Source organism: Burkholderia torrens (assembly GCF_984668525.1).
In genome coordinates, this window is sequence record NZ_OZ480212.1 from 220150 (window position 1) to 235860 (window position 15711).

The 15711-nt window shown below is 66.6% G+C and carries 17 protein-coding genes; 12 read left to right on the forward strand and 5 right to left on the reverse strand.

The features are described 5' to 3' along the window. Positions 1-46: 46 nt before the first annotated feature. Entirely contained in the window at positions 47-1249 is a 1203-nt protein-coding gene (gene fabV, locus AC5LXX_RS17335; protein WP_493412406.1) for an enoyl-ACP reductase FabV, read from the reverse strand. Between the two features lie 160 nt (positions 1250-1409). Between fabV and AC5LXX_RS17340 the strand changes: the two genes are divergently transcribed. The 6 genes from AC5LXX_RS17340 to AC5LXX_RS17365 all read left to right on the forward strand — a co-directional run bounded on the left by AC5LXX_RS17340 (position 1410) and on the right by AC5LXX_RS17365 (position 6985). Further along, positions 1410-1943 carry a GbsR/MarR family transcriptional regulator gene (locus tag AC5LXX_RS17340; RefSeq protein ID WP_112750392.1) on the forward strand — a complete coding sequence of 178 codons (534 nt, stop codon included), beginning with the start codon at positions 1410-1412 and terminating at the stop codon, positions 1941-1943. An 88-nt stretch (positions 1944-2031) separates the two neighbouring features. Further along, positions 2032-3354, forward strand: coding sequence for an SDR family oxidoreductase (locus AC5LXX_RS17345; RefSeq protein WP_493412407.1), 1323 nt, complete (start codon positions 2032-2034; stop codon positions 3352-3354). Beyond that, positions 3351-3821: a DUF2269 family protein gene (locus tag AC5LXX_RS17350; RefSeq protein WP_493412408.1), complete on the forward strand. Its 471-nt coding sequence runs from the start codon at positions 3351-3353 to the stop codon at positions 3819-3821. Before AC5LXX_RS17345 ends, AC5LXX_RS17350 begins: the two co-directional genes overlap by 4 nt. A 102-nt stretch (positions 3822-3923) precedes the next feature. Next, a complete protein-coding gene (locus tag AC5LXX_RS17355; RefSeq protein ID WP_493412409.1) occupies positions 3924-4793 on the forward strand; it encodes a thiol-disulfide oxidoreductase DCC family protein in 870 nt (289 codons plus the stop codon). After that, positions 4790-6289 carry a TIGR01777 family oxidoreductase gene (locus AC5LXX_RS17360; RefSeq protein WP_493412410.1) on the forward strand — a complete coding sequence of 500 codons (1500 nt, stop codon included), beginning with the start codon at positions 4790-4792 and terminating at the stop codon, positions 6287-6289. Before AC5LXX_RS17355 ends, AC5LXX_RS17360 begins: the two co-directional genes overlap by 4 nt. 72 nt (positions 6290-6361) lie before the next feature. Further along, positions 6362-6985 carry a glutathione S-transferase family protein gene (locus AC5LXX_RS17365; protein ID WP_493412411.1) on the forward strand — a complete coding sequence of 208 codons (624 nt, stop codon included), beginning with the start codon at positions 6362-6364 and terminating at the stop codon, positions 6983-6985. A 67-nt stretch (positions 6986-7052) separates the two neighbouring features. On the opposite strand, the gene AC5LXX_RS17370 is transcribed toward AC5LXX_RS17365, so the two are convergent. Continuing rightward, entirely contained in the window at positions 7053-8453 is a 1401-nt protein-coding gene (locus tag AC5LXX_RS17370; RefSeq protein WP_493412412.1) for a serine hydrolase domain-containing protein, read from the reverse strand. A 222-nt stretch (positions 8454-8675) separates the two neighbouring features. Here AC5LXX_RS17370 and AC5LXX_RS17375 point away from each other — a divergent pair, with 222 nt between their 5' ends. The 5 genes from AC5LXX_RS17375 to AC5LXX_RS17395 all read left to right on the forward strand — a co-directional run bounded on the left by AC5LXX_RS17375 (position 8676) and on the right by AC5LXX_RS17395 (position 12782). Next, positions 8676-9095: an HIT family protein gene (locus AC5LXX_RS17375; protein WP_493412413.1), complete on the forward strand. Its 420-nt coding sequence runs from the start codon at positions 8676-8678 to the stop codon at positions 9093-9095. A 253-nt stretch (positions 9096-9348) separates the two neighbouring features. Further along, positions 9349-9513: a hypothetical protein gene (locus AC5LXX_RS17380; RefSeq protein WP_011353821.1), complete on the forward strand. Its 165-nt coding sequence runs from the start codon at positions 9349-9351 to the stop codon at positions 9511-9513. Between the two features lie 158 nt (positions 9514-9671). Next, positions 9672-10331 carry a methyltransferase family protein gene (locus AC5LXX_RS17385; RefSeq protein ID WP_493412414.1) on the forward strand — a complete coding sequence of 220 codons (660 nt, stop codon included), beginning with the start codon at positions 9672-9674 and terminating at the stop codon, positions 10329-10331. Positions 10332-10712: 381 nt separating this feature from the next. Continuing rightward, positions 10713-11156: a hypothetical protein gene (locus AC5LXX_RS17390; RefSeq protein ID WP_493412415.1), complete on the forward strand. Its 444-nt coding sequence runs from the start codon at positions 10713-10715 to the stop codon at positions 11154-11156. 789 nt (positions 11157-11945) lie between these two features. Next, complete coding sequence (locus AC5LXX_RS17395; protein ID WP_124451067.1) at positions 11946-12782, forward strand: bifunctional allantoicase/(S)-ureidoglycine aminohydrolase; 837 nt, start codon at positions 11946-11948, stop codon at positions 12780-12782. Positions 12783-12936: 154 nt separating this feature from the next. On the opposite strand, the gene AC5LXX_RS17400 is transcribed toward AC5LXX_RS17395, so the two are convergent. The 3 genes from AC5LXX_RS17400 to AC5LXX_RS17410 form a co-directional block, all read right to left on the reverse strand. Beyond that, the gene (locus AC5LXX_RS17400; RefSeq protein ID WP_493412416.1) at positions 12937-13290 is read right to left on the reverse strand and encodes a hypothetical protein; all 354 of its coding nucleotides are present in this window, start codon (positions 13288-13290) and stop codon (positions 12937-12939) included. 86 nt (positions 13291-13376) lie between these two features. After that, positions 13377-13784 (reverse strand): nuclear transport factor 2 family protein, encoded by a 408-nt coding sequence (locus tag AC5LXX_RS17405; RefSeq protein ID WP_493412417.1) that lies wholly within the window; start codon positions 13782-13784, stop codon positions 13377-13379. A 30-nt stretch (positions 13785-13814) separates the two neighbouring features. After that, positions 13815-14597, reverse strand: coding sequence for an SDR family NAD(P)-dependent oxidoreductase (locus AC5LXX_RS17410; protein WP_493412418.1), 783 nt, complete (start codon positions 14595-14597; stop codon positions 13815-13817). A gap of 114 nt (positions 14598-14711) precedes the next feature. On the opposite strand from AC5LXX_RS17410, the gene AC5LXX_RS17415 reads away from it, so the two are divergent. Beyond that, the gene (locus tag AC5LXX_RS17415; RefSeq protein WP_493412419.1) at positions 14712-15611 is read left to right on the forward strand and encodes a LysR family transcriptional regulator; all 900 of its coding nucleotides are present in this window, start codon (positions 14712-14714) and stop codon (positions 15609-15611) included. Positions 15612-15711: the final 100 nt, after the last annotated feature.

Consider the following 15711-nt stretch of genomic DNA (forward strand, 5'->3'; position numbering starts at 1 on the left):
GCGCGAATCCGCCGCCCGTGCGTGCGCACGGCGGTGGCGCGTTTCGTCAGACCGTCGTGTCGATGATGCCCGGGATCTTCACGTCCGGGTTCACGTCCGCGTCGTAGTCGACACCGGCGATCTCGAAGCCGAACAGGCGCAGGAACTCGGTCTTGTAGCCCGCGAAGTCGGTCATCTCGTACAGGTTCTCGTTCGTCACGTGGTCCCACATCGCGACGACCTTCGCCTGCACCTGCGGGTCGAGTTCCTTGTAGTCGGCGCGCAGGCGGCCTTCTTCGTCGATGTGCGGCGTCGCGCCGTACAGGCTGTCCTTCAGGAGCCCGTACACCTGCTCGATGCAGCCTTCGTGCGTACCGGTTTCCTTCATCACCTTGAACAGCAGCGACAGGTACAGCGGCATCATCGGGATCGCCGAGCTGGCCTGCGTGACCACGGCCTTCAGCACCGACACGCGGGCGTCGCCGCCGTGCGCGGCCAGCTTGTCGCGGATCGACAGCACCTTCTTGTCGAGATCCTTCTTCGCTTCGCCGATCGAGCCGTTCCAGTAGATGTCGTGCGTGATCTGCTCGCCGAGATACGTGAACGCGGTGGTCTTCGCGCCGTCGGCCAGCACGCCGGCTTCGGCCAGCGCGTCGATCCACATCTGCCAGTCCTCGCCGCCCATCACGGCGACGGTGCCGTCGATCTCTTCCTGCGTCGCCGGTTCGAGCGACACTTCACGGATCACTTCCTTGTCGGTGTCGAGGCCGCGGAACGTGACGGCCTTGCCGATCGGCTTGAGCGTCGAGCTGATGGTTTCGCCCGTCTTCGGATGCGTGCGGCGCGGTGCCGCGAGGCTGTAGACGACCAGGTCGACCTTGCCGAGATCCTGCTTGATGGTGTCGATCGTGACCTGCTTGACCTTGTCGGAGAATGCGTCGCCGTTGATGCTGCGCGCATAGAGCCCCTTCTCGGCGGCGAATTTCTCGAACGCGGCGCTGTTGTACCAGCCGGCCGTGCCGGGCTTCGTCTCGCTGCCGGCGCGCTCGAAGAACACGCCGAGCGTGTCCGCGCCCGAGCCGAATGCGGCCGAGATCCGGGCGGCGAGGCCGTAGCCGGTCGACGCGCCGATCACGAGCACCTTTTTCGGGCCGTTGGCGATCGGGCCGTGCGAAGTCACGTAGTCGATCTGTTCCTTGACGTTGGCTTCGCAGCCGACGGGATGAGTCGTCACGCAGATGAAGCCACGCACGCGCGGTTTGATGATCATGGAAACCTCTTATCAGAAAGGCGGAGACGGCCTGAAATCGGAAAAATCCCGCGCATTGTAAAGGAAGCGGCCGATCGCGGGCGGGCGCGGCCGGAAGGTGCCGGATCGTCCGGTTATTTCTCTCTTGACAGAAATAACTGAAATGAATAAATTTGCCGACATGGAACTCACACCGATCGCCGAACGATTCATTCTCCACTGGGGCGAAATGGGCTCGCGGTGGGGCGTCAACCGCACCGTCTCGCAGATTCACGCGCTGCTCTACCTGGCCGGGCGGCCGGTCGCGGCCGACGAGATCGCCGAGACGCTCGACGTCGCGCGCTCCAACGTCAGCACGAGCCTGAAGGAGCTGCAGGCGTGGCGCCTCGCGAAGGTCGTGCACGTGCTGGGCGATCGCCGCGACCACTTCGAGACGTCGACCGACATCTGGGAGTTGTTCAAGCTGATCGTCGAAGGGCGGCGGCAGCGCGAGATCGAGCCGACGCTCACGGTGTTGCGCGACTGCCTGACGAATCCGGAGATCGCGAACGAGAGCCGCGAGACCGAACAGCGCATTCGCGACACGCTGCAGTTCGTCGAGACGCTCACGACGTGGTCGGACGAGATGCTGCGGCTCAAGCCCGATACGCTGATGAAGGCGCTCGGCATCGGCGCGAAGATCAGCCAGACGGTCAGGCGCAAGCCGTCGAAGTAAGCGGTAACGGAAGTGCGGGCGGACAGCCCGCTTTTTTCGGGATTGATATTTCTGTCTGTACAGAAATAACTGTAAATAGAGGATGAAAATGAACGCAGTCCTGCCGTCGACCTGCCAGCCCGATCGCACCGGCGCGCGCAGCATGACCGTTCTCGTCTGCGGCGCGAACGGCTTCATCGGGCGGGCGCTGTGCGCGCAGCTCGAAGCCGGCGGCCATCGCGTGCTGCGCGGCGTGCGGCACGCGGCCGGCCCGCGTGACGTCGCGATCGACTTCGCGAAGGACGTCGATCCGGCCGCGTGGCTCGCGCGGCTGAACGGCGTCGACGTGGTGATCAATGCCGTCGGCATCCTCGCCGATCGACGCGGCGCGACGCTCGACGCCGTGCACCGCGCCGCGCCGTGCGCGCTCTTCACCGCGTGCTGCGGTGCGGGCGTGCGCCGCGTGATCCAGGTCTCGGCGCTCGGTGTCGAGCGCGGCGATACGCGGTACTTCGCGAGCAAGCACGCGGCCGACCGCTTCCTGCAGACGCTGCCGATCGATTTCCGCATCGTGCGTCCCGCGCTCGTCTACGGCACGGCCGGCACGTCGGCGCGGTTTTTCCGGATGCTCGCGAGCCTGCCCGTGCAGGTGCTGCCGGCGGGCGGCCATCAGCGGCTGCGCCCCGTGCATGTCGACGATCTCGCCGAAGTCGTCGCGCGGCTCGTCGTGGAACCGGGCGATGCGCGGGCGGCCGGCAGCCGGGTGATCGACGTGGTCGGCAACGACGAAGTCGAATACCGCGAGATGCTGGCCGGCTACCGTGCCGCGCTGGGATTTCCGCCGGCTGCCCGCGTATCGCTGCCGGGCCCGCTGGCCGGCGCGGCGGCCGTGCTGTCCGGCATGCTGCCGGGCGCGATGTTCACGCGCGACACGTGGACGATGCTGCGCGGCGGCAACACCGGCGATCCGGCGGCCACCGCGGCCGTGCTCGGCCGTCCGCCGCGCGGCATCGGCAGCTTCATCGGCGCGGATGCCGCCGCACTGCTGCGTCGCGACGCGCTCGCGATGTGGCGGCGCCCGTTGCTGCGGGGCGCGCTCGCGATCGTGTGGATCTGGACGGCGATCGTCAGCGCGTTCATCCATCCGCTGCACGCGAGCCTCGCGCTGCTCGCGCCTGCGCACCTGACGGGGCTGCCTGCACTGATCGCGCTCTACGCGGCCAGCGCGCTGGACTTCGCGTTCGGCATCGCGACCGTTGCCGCGCCGTCGCGGCGGCTGTGGGCCGCGCAAGCGGCGCTGATCGTCGCGTACTCGGCCGTCATCGCGGTCACGATGCCCGGCTTGCTGGCCGAACCATTCGGCCCCGTGCTCAAGAACGTGCCGATTCTCGCGATCCTGTTGATCCTTTTTTCAGAAGAAGAACAAGCATGAATACCTATCTCGTCATCAAGGCGCTTCACATCCTGTCCTCGGTGCTGCTGGTCGGCACGGGGTTCGGCACCGCGTTCTACCTGTTCTTCGCGAACCGCACGCGGTCGGTGCCCGCGATCGCGGCCGTGTCGCGGCTCGTGGTGCGTGCGGACTGGTGGTTCACGACGCCGGCCGTGATCTTCCAGCCGGCGTCCGGGCTGTGGCTCGCGCATACGGCCGGCTGGCCGTGGCATACGCCGTGGCTGTTCGCGTCGATCGTGCTGTATGCGGTCGCCGGTGCGTGCTGGCTGCCGGTCGTGTGGCTGCAGCTCGAACTTGCCTCGATGGCGAAGCTCGCGCACGCCAACGGCGACGCTGCATTGCCGGAGCGCTACTGGCGCTACGCGAAGCGGTGGGAACTGCTCGGCTATCCGGCGTTCTTCGCGATGCTGACCGTCTACTTCCTGATGGTGGTCAAGCCGATGTAAGCGTGTCGCCGCCGTGCGGAGCCAGCGCGGCGGCGACACATACCGGAAAGCAGTCGATCGATCGCTTCATGATGCTTGCGACAACAAGAAGGAGTGCGAAGCATGAGCGCAAGTGAACTGGTTCTTTACTTCGACGGACGCTGTCCGTTATGCGTCGCGGAAATACGGCATCTCGGGGCCCGCGACGAGCGGCACCGGCTGGCGTTCGTCGATATCGCCGAGCCGGGTTTCGACCCGGCGCCGCTGGGCGTCGACCTGCCCGCGCTGAATCGCGAACTGCATGCGCGCCTGCCCGACGGACGCATGCTGACCGGCGTCGACAGCATCGTGGCCGCCCATGCGCTGGTTGGGCGTCGCGGGTTCGCCTGGCTGCTTCGCGTGCCGGCGATGCGTGCCGTGTTCGCGCCGCTGTATCGCCGCTTCGCACGTAACCGGTACGCGGTTTCGCGCTGGCTCGGGTATCGCGCCGAGGCGCGCTGCGACGATGCGGCGTGCGGTATCGGCGAGGCCGCCGAAAGCAGGGAAGCCGACCGCCCTGCGCGCGACACGCTGCGACGCATCGTCGTGAACTGGATGATGGCGGCAGCGATCGTGCACCTGCTGGTCGGCGCAGTCGTGCCGTGGGTGGCCGGCGCGCCGTGGCTCGATGCCTATCACCGCGGCATCGAGCTGCATTTCCGGGCGGGAACGATGCCCGATGCGGCGCGTGCCCAGCAGATCTGGTGGATGTCGCTGCTCGGCGCGACGGTGCAGTGCGCGTCGGTCTGGATGCTCGCGCTGGTCCACCTCGGCAACCGGTTGCGGAAACGGGAAGTGTGGGGCTGGCTGCTGGCCGGCCTGTTGATCTGGGCGCCGCAGGACATGCTGTTGTCGTGGCAGGCGCATGTGTGGGGCCATGTGGCGATCGATGCCGTCGCGCTTGTCGCGATGGTGCCGCCGCTGGTCTGGCTGTGGAGGAGGGATACCGAATGAACACCTTGCCTGCTTTCGACTGGGCGCTCAACCTGCTGATCGTGCAGGGCGCGATGGGCGCATTCGATACGCTTTATCACCATGAGCTCACGCAGGACCTGCCGCACAGCCCGCGCGCACGGCTCGAACTGGCGATTCACGCGGTGCGTTCCGTGCTCTACGGCCTCGTGTTCGCATCGATCGCGAACGTCGCGTTTCACGGCGCGTGGGTCGCGGCCCTCGCCGCGGTCGTGCTCGTCGAAGTGGCGCTGACGTTATGGGACTTCGTCGTCGAGGACCAGAGTCGTAAGCTGCCAGCGACCGAGCGCGTGCTGCATACGCTGCTGGCCGTCAACGGCGGCGCGTTGTTCGGGATGATCGCGATGCAGCTTGCGGTCTGGTCGCACGAGCCGACCGCGCTGCAGCCGCTCGACCTAGGCTGGCGCGGCTGGCTGCTCAGCCTGTTCGCCGTCGGCGTGACGGTGTCGGGCATCCGCGACGGCATCGCCGCGTGCCGCATCGCGCACCGCGCGCCGGCCACCAATCCGTTCGCGGGGCAGCCGGCCGGCAACGTGCTCGTGACCGGCGGGACCGGCTTCATCGGCGAAACGCTCGTGAACCAGTTGCTCGCTGCAGGGCACACGGTCACGCTGCTGGCGCGCGATCCGCTGCGTGCGGCCTACGCGTTCCAGGGCCGCGTGCGCAGCGTGACGTCCGCCGAGCAGTTGCAGCCGCACGAGCGCTTCGACACGGTCATCAATCTCGCGGGCGCGCCGGTGCTGGGCGCGCGCTGGAGCAAGCGCCGGCAGGCGGTGCTGCTCGCGAGCCGCGTCGGCGTCACGCAGGCGCTGATGCGCTGGGTCGACGCTGCCGAGGTCAAGCCGCGCACGTGGATCCAGGCGTCGGCGATCGGCTACTACGGCGTGCGGCCGGGTGACGAACGGCTCGACGAGGGCAGCCGCGCCGGCACCGGCTTCATGGCCGAACTGTGCCGGCAGTGGGAGCAGTCCGCGCAGCCGCTCGAACGTCACGGCGTGCGCTCGGTGGTGCTGCGGCTGGGCATCGTGTTCGGCCCCGGCGGCGCGCTGCGCCCGATGCTGCTGCCGCATTACTTCGGGATGGGCGGACGATTCGGCGACGGCGCGCAGGTGATGAGCTGGATTCACCGGGACGACGTGCTGCGGATCGTCGCACGTGCGATGTCGAACGCAGGCATGCACGGTGTCTACAACGCCGTCGCGCCGGTGCCGGTGACCCAGCGCGAGTTCGTGCAGGTCGTGACGAAGGTGCTGCGCCGCCCCGCGTGGCTGCACGTGCCGGCCGCGCCGCTGCGCGCCGCGATGGGCGAGATGGCCGAGCTGCTGCTCGACGGCCAGCGCGTGATGCCGGCGCGGCTGCATCGGGACGGATTCATGTTCCGGTTCCCGACGGTCGAGCACGCGCTGCGTGACCTGACGAATCGGCCGCACACCGATTTCGCGCCCGCGGCCTGCCGTTTGCCGCGAGGTCGTGTATAAATTCGGCGTGAACGCGTTCGTGGCGTGCCCTGCGCCCCGAACGCTCCGCATCCGACCTCACAAGGAGACTGCATGCTGCACGTCCTCGGCAAGATCCCGTCCATCAACGTCCGCAAGGTGCTGTGGCTGTGCACCGAACTGAACCTGCCGTTCCAACAGGAAGACTGGGGCGCGGGCTTCCGCACGACCAACGATCCGGCCTATCTCGCGCTGAATCCGAACGCGCTCGTGCCCGTCATCAAGGACGACGACTTCGTGCTCTGGGAATCGAACACGATCATTCGCTATCTCGCGAACCGCTACGGCGGCGATGCGCTGTATCCGGCCGAGCCGCAGGCGCGTGCGCGGGTCGACCAGTGGATCGACTGGCAGGGTGCGGACCTGAATCGCTCGTGGGTCGGCGCGTTCCTCGGCCTCGTGCGCAAATCGCCCGATCATCAGGATCCGGCCGGCATCGCGCAGTCGATCGCAGGCTGGACGAAGCACATGCACGTGCTGAACGCCCAGCTCGAAAAGACCGACGCGTACGTGGCCGGCGATACGTTCACGCTGGCGGACATTCCGATCGGCCTGTCGGTGAACCGCTGGTTCGGCACGCCGTTCGAGCATCCGGATCTGCCGGCGGTGTCGCGCTACATCGAGCGTCTCGCGACGCGTGAAGGTTTCAAGCAATACGCGGGCAGCGCGAACCCGTGATGCACGGGCGGTAGCGCGTGAAGCGGCAGTGTTGCCATCGCCGCCGCTTCACGCGTGAATCATCGATTCACGCGCCAGGCGCCGGCACCGCAGCGAGCACGCGCGCGAGAAACGCCTCGTGATTCCACGCGGATTCCGGCCGCGACAGCCCGAGCCGCACGACCACCAGTTGGCGGCTCGGCACCACGCTCACGAACTGGCCTTCATGGCCGACCGCATGAAACGCGTCGGCCGGCATCGCGCTCGCCTGCGGATCGCGATCGTTGAACGGCTCCGGCACCTTGACCCACAGCTGCGCGCCGAACTCCTGGCGCGACGACTGCGGCGTCGCGCGCGTCAGGTAGCGCACCCAGCCTTCCGGCAGCAGCCGCTGCCCGTTCCACGTACCGTCCTGCAGCATCAGTTGCCCGAAACGCGCCCAGTCGCGCGCGCTCGCATACAGGTACGACGGAGCGACGAGCGTGCCGGATGCATCGGGCTCGAACACCGCGCTGCGCATCGCGAGCGGCGCGAACAGCGCGCGGCGCGGATACGCAAGGTAGTCGTCCTCGCTGCCGCCCAGCGCTTCGCGCATCACGCGCGCGACGATCGCGCTCGTGCCGCTCGAGTAGTACCACTGCGTGCCGGGTGGCGCGGCGAGCGGTTTCGCCGATGCGAACCGTGCCATGTCGGGCTGCGTGAACAGCATCACGGCGACGTCGGACAGCGGGTCGTCGTAGTCCTCGTTGAACTGCAAGCCGCTCGTCATCCGCAGCAACTCGTCGAGCGTGATGGCCGCGCGCGGGTCGCCGCTGCCGCGCCACTCGGGCAACAGCGCCGCTGCATCGGGCGACAGCTTGTGCTGCGCGACGAGCGTGCCGACCAGCGCGGCCGTCACGGTCTTCGTCATCGACCAGCCGGGCAACGGCGTGTCGGCCGTGATGCCGGGCGCGTAGCGTTCGGCGATCACCTGGCCGCGCCACATCACGACGACCGCGCGCGTGCGGCGCGGCCGTGCCGGATCGGGTTCGTCGAACGCGCGGTCGAGCGCGGCCTGCAGCTTGTGCGCGTCGATGCCGGCGGGAGGCGTGGCAGGTGCAGGCGGGTCGGACGGCGGATCGGGTAGCGGCGGCAACGCGGCCGGTAGCGTGGTCGGCGTCGCGGCGGGCGCGAGCGTGCAGCCGAGCCCCGGCCGGAAGTCGGCTTCGCGCTCGGCGAAACCGGCGAAGGTCGCCGTCGCGCGATGGTGGTCGCGATCGATCGACGGGCGTACCAGCTTCAGCAGCGGATGGACGCCGGCCATGATGTCGACGTCGATCACGGACGCGGCCGGCCGGCCCGACACGAACACGCCCGAACACAGCGCCTTCGCCGCATAGCCGGTCGCGATCGGCGCGAGCCGGGACAGCATATAGCCGGCGTAGCCGACCGCGGCGACGAGCACGAGCGCGACGCCGCGCAGCATCAGCTTCTTGAGAGGGATCGTCATGCGCGAGCGTCCTCGGTGGCGTGCCGGCCGGCAACGATCCGGCAGTGTCGCAGGTTCGGGCGATACGTGGCAATCGCGGCCGCGTGACGATCGGTTCGCGATGATTCGCGCTGGACGGCTCGACCTGCTGCGCCGCGCGAGTTGAAATCGAGCCGGTCGCCGACCGATAATCGTCCGTCACTGCCCTCCCGGCCCACTGTCCAACCGATATCGGAAAACGCCATGTCCTACGACAACAACAACCCGTTTGCCAGAATCCTGCGCGGCGAACTGCCTTGCGTGAAGGTCGCGGAAGACGACGCGACGCTCGCGATCATGGATCTGATGCCGCAGGCCGACGGTCACGTGCTCGTGATCCCGAAGGAGCCGGCCGCGCAGATCTTCGATCTGTCCGGCGACGCGGCCGCGGCCGGCATCCGCATGACGCAGCGCGTCGCGGCGGCCGTACGTGCGGCGCTCGAGCCGGACGGCGTGTTCATCGGCCAGTTCAACGGCGCGGCAGCCGGCCAGACGGTCCCGCACGTGCATTTCCACGTGATCCCGCGCTGGGAAGGCGCCGAATTGCGGATGCACGCCCGCGAGATCACCGACGCGGCGACGCTCGAAACGCTCGCGCAGCGCATTCGTGCGCGTTTCGTGTAACGGGTCGATGGCACGAGGCACGGCAATGGCCCGCCGGCCGGACGCCGCGCCGCCTCCGGTTGTTTCGGCGGTCATGCGAGGTAACACGTGTAACCGCCGGCGAAACTCGTCCGGCCAGGCCCGGCGCTAGACTCCGCGCATTGCATCATCGAGCGACATGAAGGGCGGATCGCCTCTTCGTGCCGGTCGCCGCTCTTCGAGGCGGCGCGGTTTTCGCGAGGTGCCATTCGTCTTTTGCGCCGGGAATCGAGCCATGACCAGACTTCTCATCACGCTTGCCCTGATCGGCGGCCTGTCCGGCTGCTACGTCGCGCCGCCGTACGGCTACGCGCCCGCGCCGGCCTATTACGGCTATGCGCCCGCGTACTACGCGCCGCCCGTCAGCGTCGGGATCGGCGGCAACTTCCGCATCCGCTGATCCGTTGCAGCGCGCGCGAGCCTCGGCCGCACCGGCCCGGTTCGCCGCCCTGCACCGGATGATTCGCGCAGGTTCACGCGCCGCATGACGGCCGCGCACGACACTTCGTGTGCGCACTTCCTATACTTCACAGGAACGCGCATCCCTGTGAGGCCGTCATGACCGTCACCCGCAAGGCCGTCGTCCTGTCGAGCCTGTCCACGCTCGTCTATCTCGGGCTTGCCGTGCTCGGCAGCGGCGGGTTCGCCGCGTTCTTCTCGCATCCGCAACTGACCGTCGTCACGATCGCGACGCTCGCGATGGCCGTCGCCGCGCTGTTCTCCGAAGGCAACCTGAGCAGCGGCGAGCGCGAGAACCGCGACAACCGCTGGGTGCTCGCCGCATTCGCGGCGAGCGGCTTCCTGCTCGCGTACCTGCCCGCGCTGACCGACCGGCTCGAGGTCTGGACCTTCGGTGGCGAGACGGTGCGCTGGATCGGCGTCGTGCTGTTCATCGCGGGCGGTGTGCTGCGCATGTGGCCCGTGTTCGTGCTCGGCAGGCGCTTCAGCGGGCTCGTCGCGATCCAGCCGGGCCATACGCTCGTGACTGGCGGCATCTACAGCCGCATCCGCAATCCGAGCTATCTCGGCCTGATCGTCAATTCGCTCGGCTGGGCGCTGGTGTTCCGCTCGGGCGTCGGCGTGCTGCTGGTCGTGCTGACGCTGGTGCCGCTCGTCGCGCGCATCCGCTCGGAGGAGGCGCTGCTGCGTTCGCAATTCGGCGCCGAATACGATGCGTATTGCGCGCGGACCTGGCGGTTGCTGCCCGGCGTGTACTGACCCCGTCATCTCCCCCCCCCCGATCGTTGCGCGGGCACCTGCGCACGCCGCGTACCCGATGTGTTGCCACGTGTGTCGCAAACCTGCGACGCCGCGCATGGCCGGCGTGTTGCGCCGCAGGGCCGGACCCTCTCGAAAGCCAATACCGGCGCGGGTTTCGGGCGAATCCGGCGGGCCCGTTCGACGTCCTTTATCCGTAAACAACTTGTTACCAGAATGTCCACGGCAAGGAAGTGGGACCGGTGCTATTCTTCGCCGCAAGCTCATTGAAATGAATTGGTCCGCGGTTCGGCACAATGCCCGACCGGATGCCGATCGATTCAGATCGGCGTACCGAGCGGACCTTCAATAACCAGATCGTGAACAAGGAAGAATACGGGAATGTGGAAGAAAATCGCCCCCACTCTCGTCGTCGCCGTGCTGACCGGCGCGACGTCGCTGCCGGCACTGGCCGGTGACCTGAACAACGCACTTGGCGGCGCGCTCGGCGGGGTAGCCGGCGCGGCGGTCGGTGGTGCAGTCGGCGGCAGCACCGGCTCGGTGATCGGCGGCGCCATCGGCGGCGGCGCCGGCGGCGCGGTGACGTCGAACCGTCGCGAGCGCACCGGCGCGATCATCGGCGGCGCACTCGGCGGCGGCGCGGGTACCGCGGCAGGCAACGCGATGGGCGGCCGCACGGGCGGCCTGCTGGGCGCGGCCGTCGGCGGCGGCGCAGGCGCGGCACTCGGCGGCAACATGTCGCGCAACTCGTACGAGCGTGATTACGGCGGCGACCGCGGCTATCGCCACCACCGCAAGCATCGCCATCACCGCGACTGGGACTGATCGCCGCGGGCGCGGCACGGTGCGCGACACGCGCACCGGCGCGCCGACGGCGTCGGCACCCTACGCGAGATTCGGCCCGGCGGCCTGCCGGGCCGTCATCGCCGGCCTGACCGGCGACCCCTTCCGGCTTCATCAGCCGCTGCCATGCGCCCGATCGACGGGCCGGCAATCACCTCCCACCGTGTTTCCCCCTCCATCGACGACCTGACCTGCCGCGCATGAACGCGCTTGGTCAGAATCGGCATGCGCCATCACGGATCGTGCTTCCGCCCGTACCCGCCTGACGATCCCGACACGGCGAGCGAGCCGCTGGCGCGAGCACGTCGTCGCCGCGCCGATCCGCATGTCCGGATGTGCCGCGACCCCGCCGCATCCGTCAGGATTTCCCTGATAGCCCGCGTGCCGCGCAACGCCCCTTCACCGCGCATCGCGGATGCCGGCAGGTAGTGGGAAATCGAATGCATGCCATCGCAACATTTAATTGGTCGATCGCGATCGACTTCGCTATCGTCGGCGATGCTCGCGTATCGAGTCGAACCGTGCCGCCGTCCGCGCCTCGCCGCATGATCGCGAGCGCCGCGGCCCGGCCATCGGCCCGACAACCCGGGCCGCCGCGTCCGATGAACCGGACGGACCCGACGCGAAGCCTGGCCGACCGAACGAAGGCGCATGCGCTTTCAAGCCACCCCGGCAACGATGTCCCGCCGCCGCATGCGTGCCCCACGCGCGTGCGAACCGCCCGATGCCGTTTGCGCCAGGGGCCGGACCAACCCATTGCCTGGATGCAATATGTCTAAGACAACGTATTACGCGCCGCATGGCGGCCACCCGCCGCAGACGGATCTGCTGACCGATCGCGCGATGTTCACCGAGGCGTACGCGGTGATCCCGAAGGGTGTGATGCGCGACATCGTCACGAGCTGGCTGCCGTTCTGGACGAACACGCGCCTGTGGGTGATCGCTCGCCCGCTGTCGGGTTTCGCCGAAACCTTCTCGCAGTACATTGTCGAAGTGAATCCGGGCGGCGGCAGCGACAAGCCCGAGCAGGACAAGAACGCCGAAGCCGTGCTGTTCGTCGTCGAAGGCGAAGCCGAGCTGACGCTGCAGGGCAAGAAGCACACGCTGAAGCCGGGCGGCTACGCGTTCATTCCGCCGGGCGCGGACTGGACGCTGCACAACGTCAGCGATGCCGCGGTGCGCTTCCACTGGGTGCGCAAGCACTACCAGGCCGTCGACGGCATTCCGCTGCCGGAAGCATTCGTGACCAACGAGCAGGACGTCGAGCCGATCCCGATGCCGGGCACCAACGGCGCATGGGTGACGACGCGCTTCGTTGACATGAGCGACATGCGTCACGACATGCACGTGAACATCGTGACGTTCGAGCCGGGCGGCGTGATTCCGTTCGCGGAAACGCACGTGATGGAGCACGGCCTGTACGTGCTGGAAGGGAAGGCCGTCTATCGCCTGAACCAGGACTGGGTCGAGGTCGAAGCGGGCGATTTCATGTGGCTGCGCGCGTTCTGCCCGCAGGCCTGCTATTCGGGCGGCCCTGGGCGGTTCCGTTATCTGCTGTACAAGGATGTGAACCGTCACATGAACCTGTTGCTGAATCCGGCGCGTTAAGCGCCGAGCAGGTCGGATACGAAAAGCCCGCCGGCGGATGCCGGCGGGTTTTTTTTTGGTTCTTCGTGGGTTGATGAGGATGTCGGTTGCCGAGCCGCTACCTGCGAGGCGCGACAAGTGTGGACGTTGATCGACATTCGGCTGGTGCAGATCCTCAGTCGATGAAGGCGAACAGCTCGAGCAGCCTTCCCTGGCGGGTGACTGCTATGTCGATTCCGGTCACGGCTGTCCTGTTTGCTTCGGGCCCATATCCCCATGCGAGGCGGCCGATTCCATGCATGGCCTGAATCGGCCCACGCTCGACGAACTCGAAACCCGGGAATCTCGCCTGCAACTCATCGACCCTGCGATTAATCGCGTCGAAGCCGGTATACCGGCCGTCTGGATCGACGAAGACACCTTCCGGCAGCCAGATCGTTTTCAATTCAATCAAGCGTGCCGCGGAATCTCGCTCGCCAAAGACCGAACGCAGGTTTCGCTTCAGAAGCTCATTCACCGAAAAGCCCATCGTGGATTCCCTCGCGTCGCCGGAGATCTGACCGAACCGTGTCCACGCTCCCGACGAGCCGGTCCGTTGAAGGCGGATGTTGCGCGTCAGTGTCGGGCAGCAGCTGATACGGCGAAGCTGTCCTCCAGCATCAGGAAGCTCGCGATCTTTTCGCCGGAGAAGGTCAGGACGATCGCAAATGCACTGTCGATCAATTTTCCGGTGGCGTTGACCCGCGTGTTGAGGTGGCCGAGAATCACGGCCCGATCGTCGCCGGCGAGCACATCCTCGACGTCGAGGCTGATGCGCTCGATCATCGTCTGCGTGTCGCGAATGAAATCCGCCAGGGCGTCGCGTCCTTTCCTCCGGCCAACCCATGGCAACACGCCTGCATCGCCGGGGATATTCCAGTCCAGATCGGGCGTGCACAACGCAGCGATTTCCTCAGCATTTGCGCCCGAACTCATTTTTTCAAGAAACAGATGGGTAAGGCGAAGATTGTCCTGCGAACGCATGGTGTTCTCCTTGATACGTTGCGGCGAGCGTCAGACCTGAACGCGTCCGCCGTCGACGAACATTTCGATACCGGTGATGTAGCTCGCATCGTCGGACGCGAGGAAAGAAACCGCCTTGGCGATCTCGTCGGTGGTGCCGACCCGGCCAAGCGGTGTCGTTTCGGCCACTTCCTCGCGATACGCGTCGATCTGTTCGTCAGTCATCCTGAGTTCGGTTTTGTAAGCCGGCGTCACGACGACGCCCGGCGCAACCACATTGACCCGGATGTCACGGCCTTTGAGATCGGATGCCCAGGTTCGTGCGAATGATCGCAGGGCCGCCTTGGTGGCCGCGTAGACACCGAACGACGGCACGCCCTGTATCGACGAGATCGACCCCGTGATCACGATCGCGCTGCCAGGCAGCATGAACGGCAGTGCGCTTTGCACGGTGAGCAGCGTCCCTTTCACGTTGATGCCGAAGTATTTGTCGAATTGCGCTTCGGTGATGTCGCCCAGCCTCGCAAATTCTCCACCGCCGGCGTTCGCGAACAGGATGTCGATTCTCTGGTGGACCGACGTGACCGTCCGTACGATGCGCTCGAGATCTTCTGCGGACGAAATGTCGCCGCGAATCGCGTGCGCACCGTGACCGATCTCGGATACCGCCGCGTCCAGCTCGGCCTGTCGTCGCCCGGTAACGAACACCGTGGCGCCTTCGCGCGCCAGGCGCTTTGCGGTGGCGAGGCCGATTCCGGTACTGCCGCCGGTGACGAGCGCGATCTTTCCCGCATGCTTCGTCGAATGGATGTTGTCGTAAAGGGAGGTTGTCATCTCAAGGCGCCCGATTCAGTTAGCCGATGACTCATCCTAGATTAAGCACATATGCAGATAAATGGGTAAATTGTGCTTTATCTATTCACATCTGTAGATAATCGGAGCCAGACGATGGACCATTTGCAGGCGATGCGCGTGTTCTTCCGCGTTGTCGAGACAGGCGGGTTCGGGCGGGCGGCCCATTCCCTGAACATGCCGAACGCCACAGCGAGCAAATGGGTCAAATCGCTGGAAGCGCATCTCGGCGTCAAGTTGCTGGAACGCAATACGCGGCGGGTCAGCGTGACGACCGATGGCGCGGCCTACTATGAGCGCGCGCGGCAACTGCTCAGCGAGCTCGACGACATCGAGGCCACGCTCGGCCAGGACCAGGCGAGTCCGCGCGGTGCACTCAGAATCGATGTCGGCGGGTCGACCGCAAGCGGCATCCTCATTCCCGAGTTGCCGGCCTTTCTTGCCCGCTATCCGAATATCACGGTCCAGCTTGGCGTGACCGACCGCACCACGGATCTGATCGCAGAGAACATCGACTGTGCGATCCGAAGCACGTCGGATGACCCGGATCTCGTGACGCGTCCGATCGGTACGCTGGCGTGGACCACCTGTGCGAGTCCGGCGTATCTCTCGAAGCATGGCATTCCGAAACATCCGCGGGACATCGTGGACAGGAACATGCCGGTGGTCGGATATTTTTCCGCCAGTACCGGTATGACGCAGCCCCTTGCGTTTCGCCGAGGCCAGGAGTCGATTACGCTCGGGCAGGTGCGCAACGATGTTCTTGTCAGCGAGAGCAATGCGCATCTTGCAACCGCACTGGCTGGTTTGGGCATCGTCCACACGCTGGACTTTATGGTTCGCCCGTTCATTGAGCAAAAGAAACTGGTGCCCATTCTCGCGAGATGGCGACCGGACCCGCTCGAGGTCTATATCGCATATCCGCCCAGCCGACGATACAGCACCAAGGTACGTGTGTTCGCGGATTGGGCCGCGACACTTTTTTCATCCACGTGAGTCTTTGGTCAACCGTCGGTACGCATCCTCGGCCACGGGGCGGCACTTTCGTGCGGGACTACTCGCCAGGACGCGATGCTGAAAGCGGCTACCGGTGCAT

Excerpts from the sequence above, each read along its gene's own strand:
- fabV (WP_493412406.1), bottom strand. The coding sequence starts at position 1,249 with ATGATCATCAAACCGCGCGTGCGTGGCTTCATCTGCGTGACGACTCAT.
- AC5LXX_RS17340 (WP_112750392.1), top strand. The coding sequence starts at position 1,410 with ATGGAACTCACACCGATCGCCGAACGATTCATTCTCCACTGGGGCGAA.
- AC5LXX_RS17345 (WP_493412407.1), top strand. The coding sequence starts at position 2,032 with ATGAACGCAGTCCTGCCGTCGACCTGCCAGCCCGATCGCACCGGCGCG.
- AC5LXX_RS17350 (WP_493412408.1), top strand. The coding sequence starts at position 3,351 with ATGAATACCTATCTCGTCATCAAGGCGCTTCACATCCTGTCCTCGGTG.
- AC5LXX_RS17355 (WP_493412409.1), top strand. The coding sequence starts at position 3,924 with ATGAGCGCAAGTGAACTGGTTCTTTACTTCGACGGACGCTGTCCGTTA.
- AC5LXX_RS17360 (WP_493412410.1), top strand. The coding sequence starts at position 4,790 with ATGAACACCTTGCCTGCTTTCGACTGGGCGCTCAACCTGCTGATCGTG.
- AC5LXX_RS17365 (WP_493412411.1), top strand. The coding sequence starts at position 6,362 with ATGCTGCACGTCCTCGGCAAGATCCCGTCCATCAACGTCCGCAAGGTG.
- AC5LXX_RS17370 (WP_493412412.1), bottom strand. The coding sequence starts at position 8,453 with ATGACGATCCCTCTCAAGAAGCTGATGCTGCGCGGCGTCGCGCTCGTG.
- AC5LXX_RS17375 (WP_493412413.1), top strand. The coding sequence starts at position 8,676 with ATGTCCTACGACAACAACAACCCGTTTGCCAGAATCCTGCGCGGCGAA.
- AC5LXX_RS17380 (WP_011353821.1), top strand. The coding sequence starts at position 9,349 with ATGACCAGACTTCTCATCACGCTTGCCCTGATCGGCGGCCTGTCCGGC.
- AC5LXX_RS17385 (WP_493412414.1), top strand. The coding sequence starts at position 9,672 with ATGACCGTCACCCGCAAGGCCGTCGTCCTGTCGAGCCTGTCCACGCTC.
- AC5LXX_RS17390 (WP_493412415.1), top strand. The coding sequence starts at position 10,713 with ATGTGGAAGAAAATCGCCCCCACTCTCGTCGTCGCCGTGCTGACCGGC.
- AC5LXX_RS17395 (WP_124451067.1), top strand. The coding sequence starts at position 11,946 with ATGTCTAAGACAACGTATTACGCGCCGCATGGCGGCCACCCGCCGCAG.
- AC5LXX_RS17400 (WP_493412416.1), bottom strand. The coding sequence starts at position 13,290 with ATGGGCTTTTCGGTGAATGAGCTTCTGAAGCGAAACCTGCGTTCGGTC.
- AC5LXX_RS17405 (WP_493412417.1), bottom strand. The coding sequence starts at position 13,784 with ATGCGTTCGCAGGACAATCTTCGCCTTACCCATCTGTTTCTTGAAAAA.
- AC5LXX_RS17410 (WP_493412418.1), bottom strand. The coding sequence starts at position 14,597 with ATGACAACCTCCCTTTACGACAACATCCATTCGACGAAGCATGCGGGA.
- AC5LXX_RS17415 (WP_493412419.1), top strand. The coding sequence starts at position 14,712 with ATGGACCATTTGCAGGCGATGCGCGTGTTCTTCCGCGTTGTCGAGACA.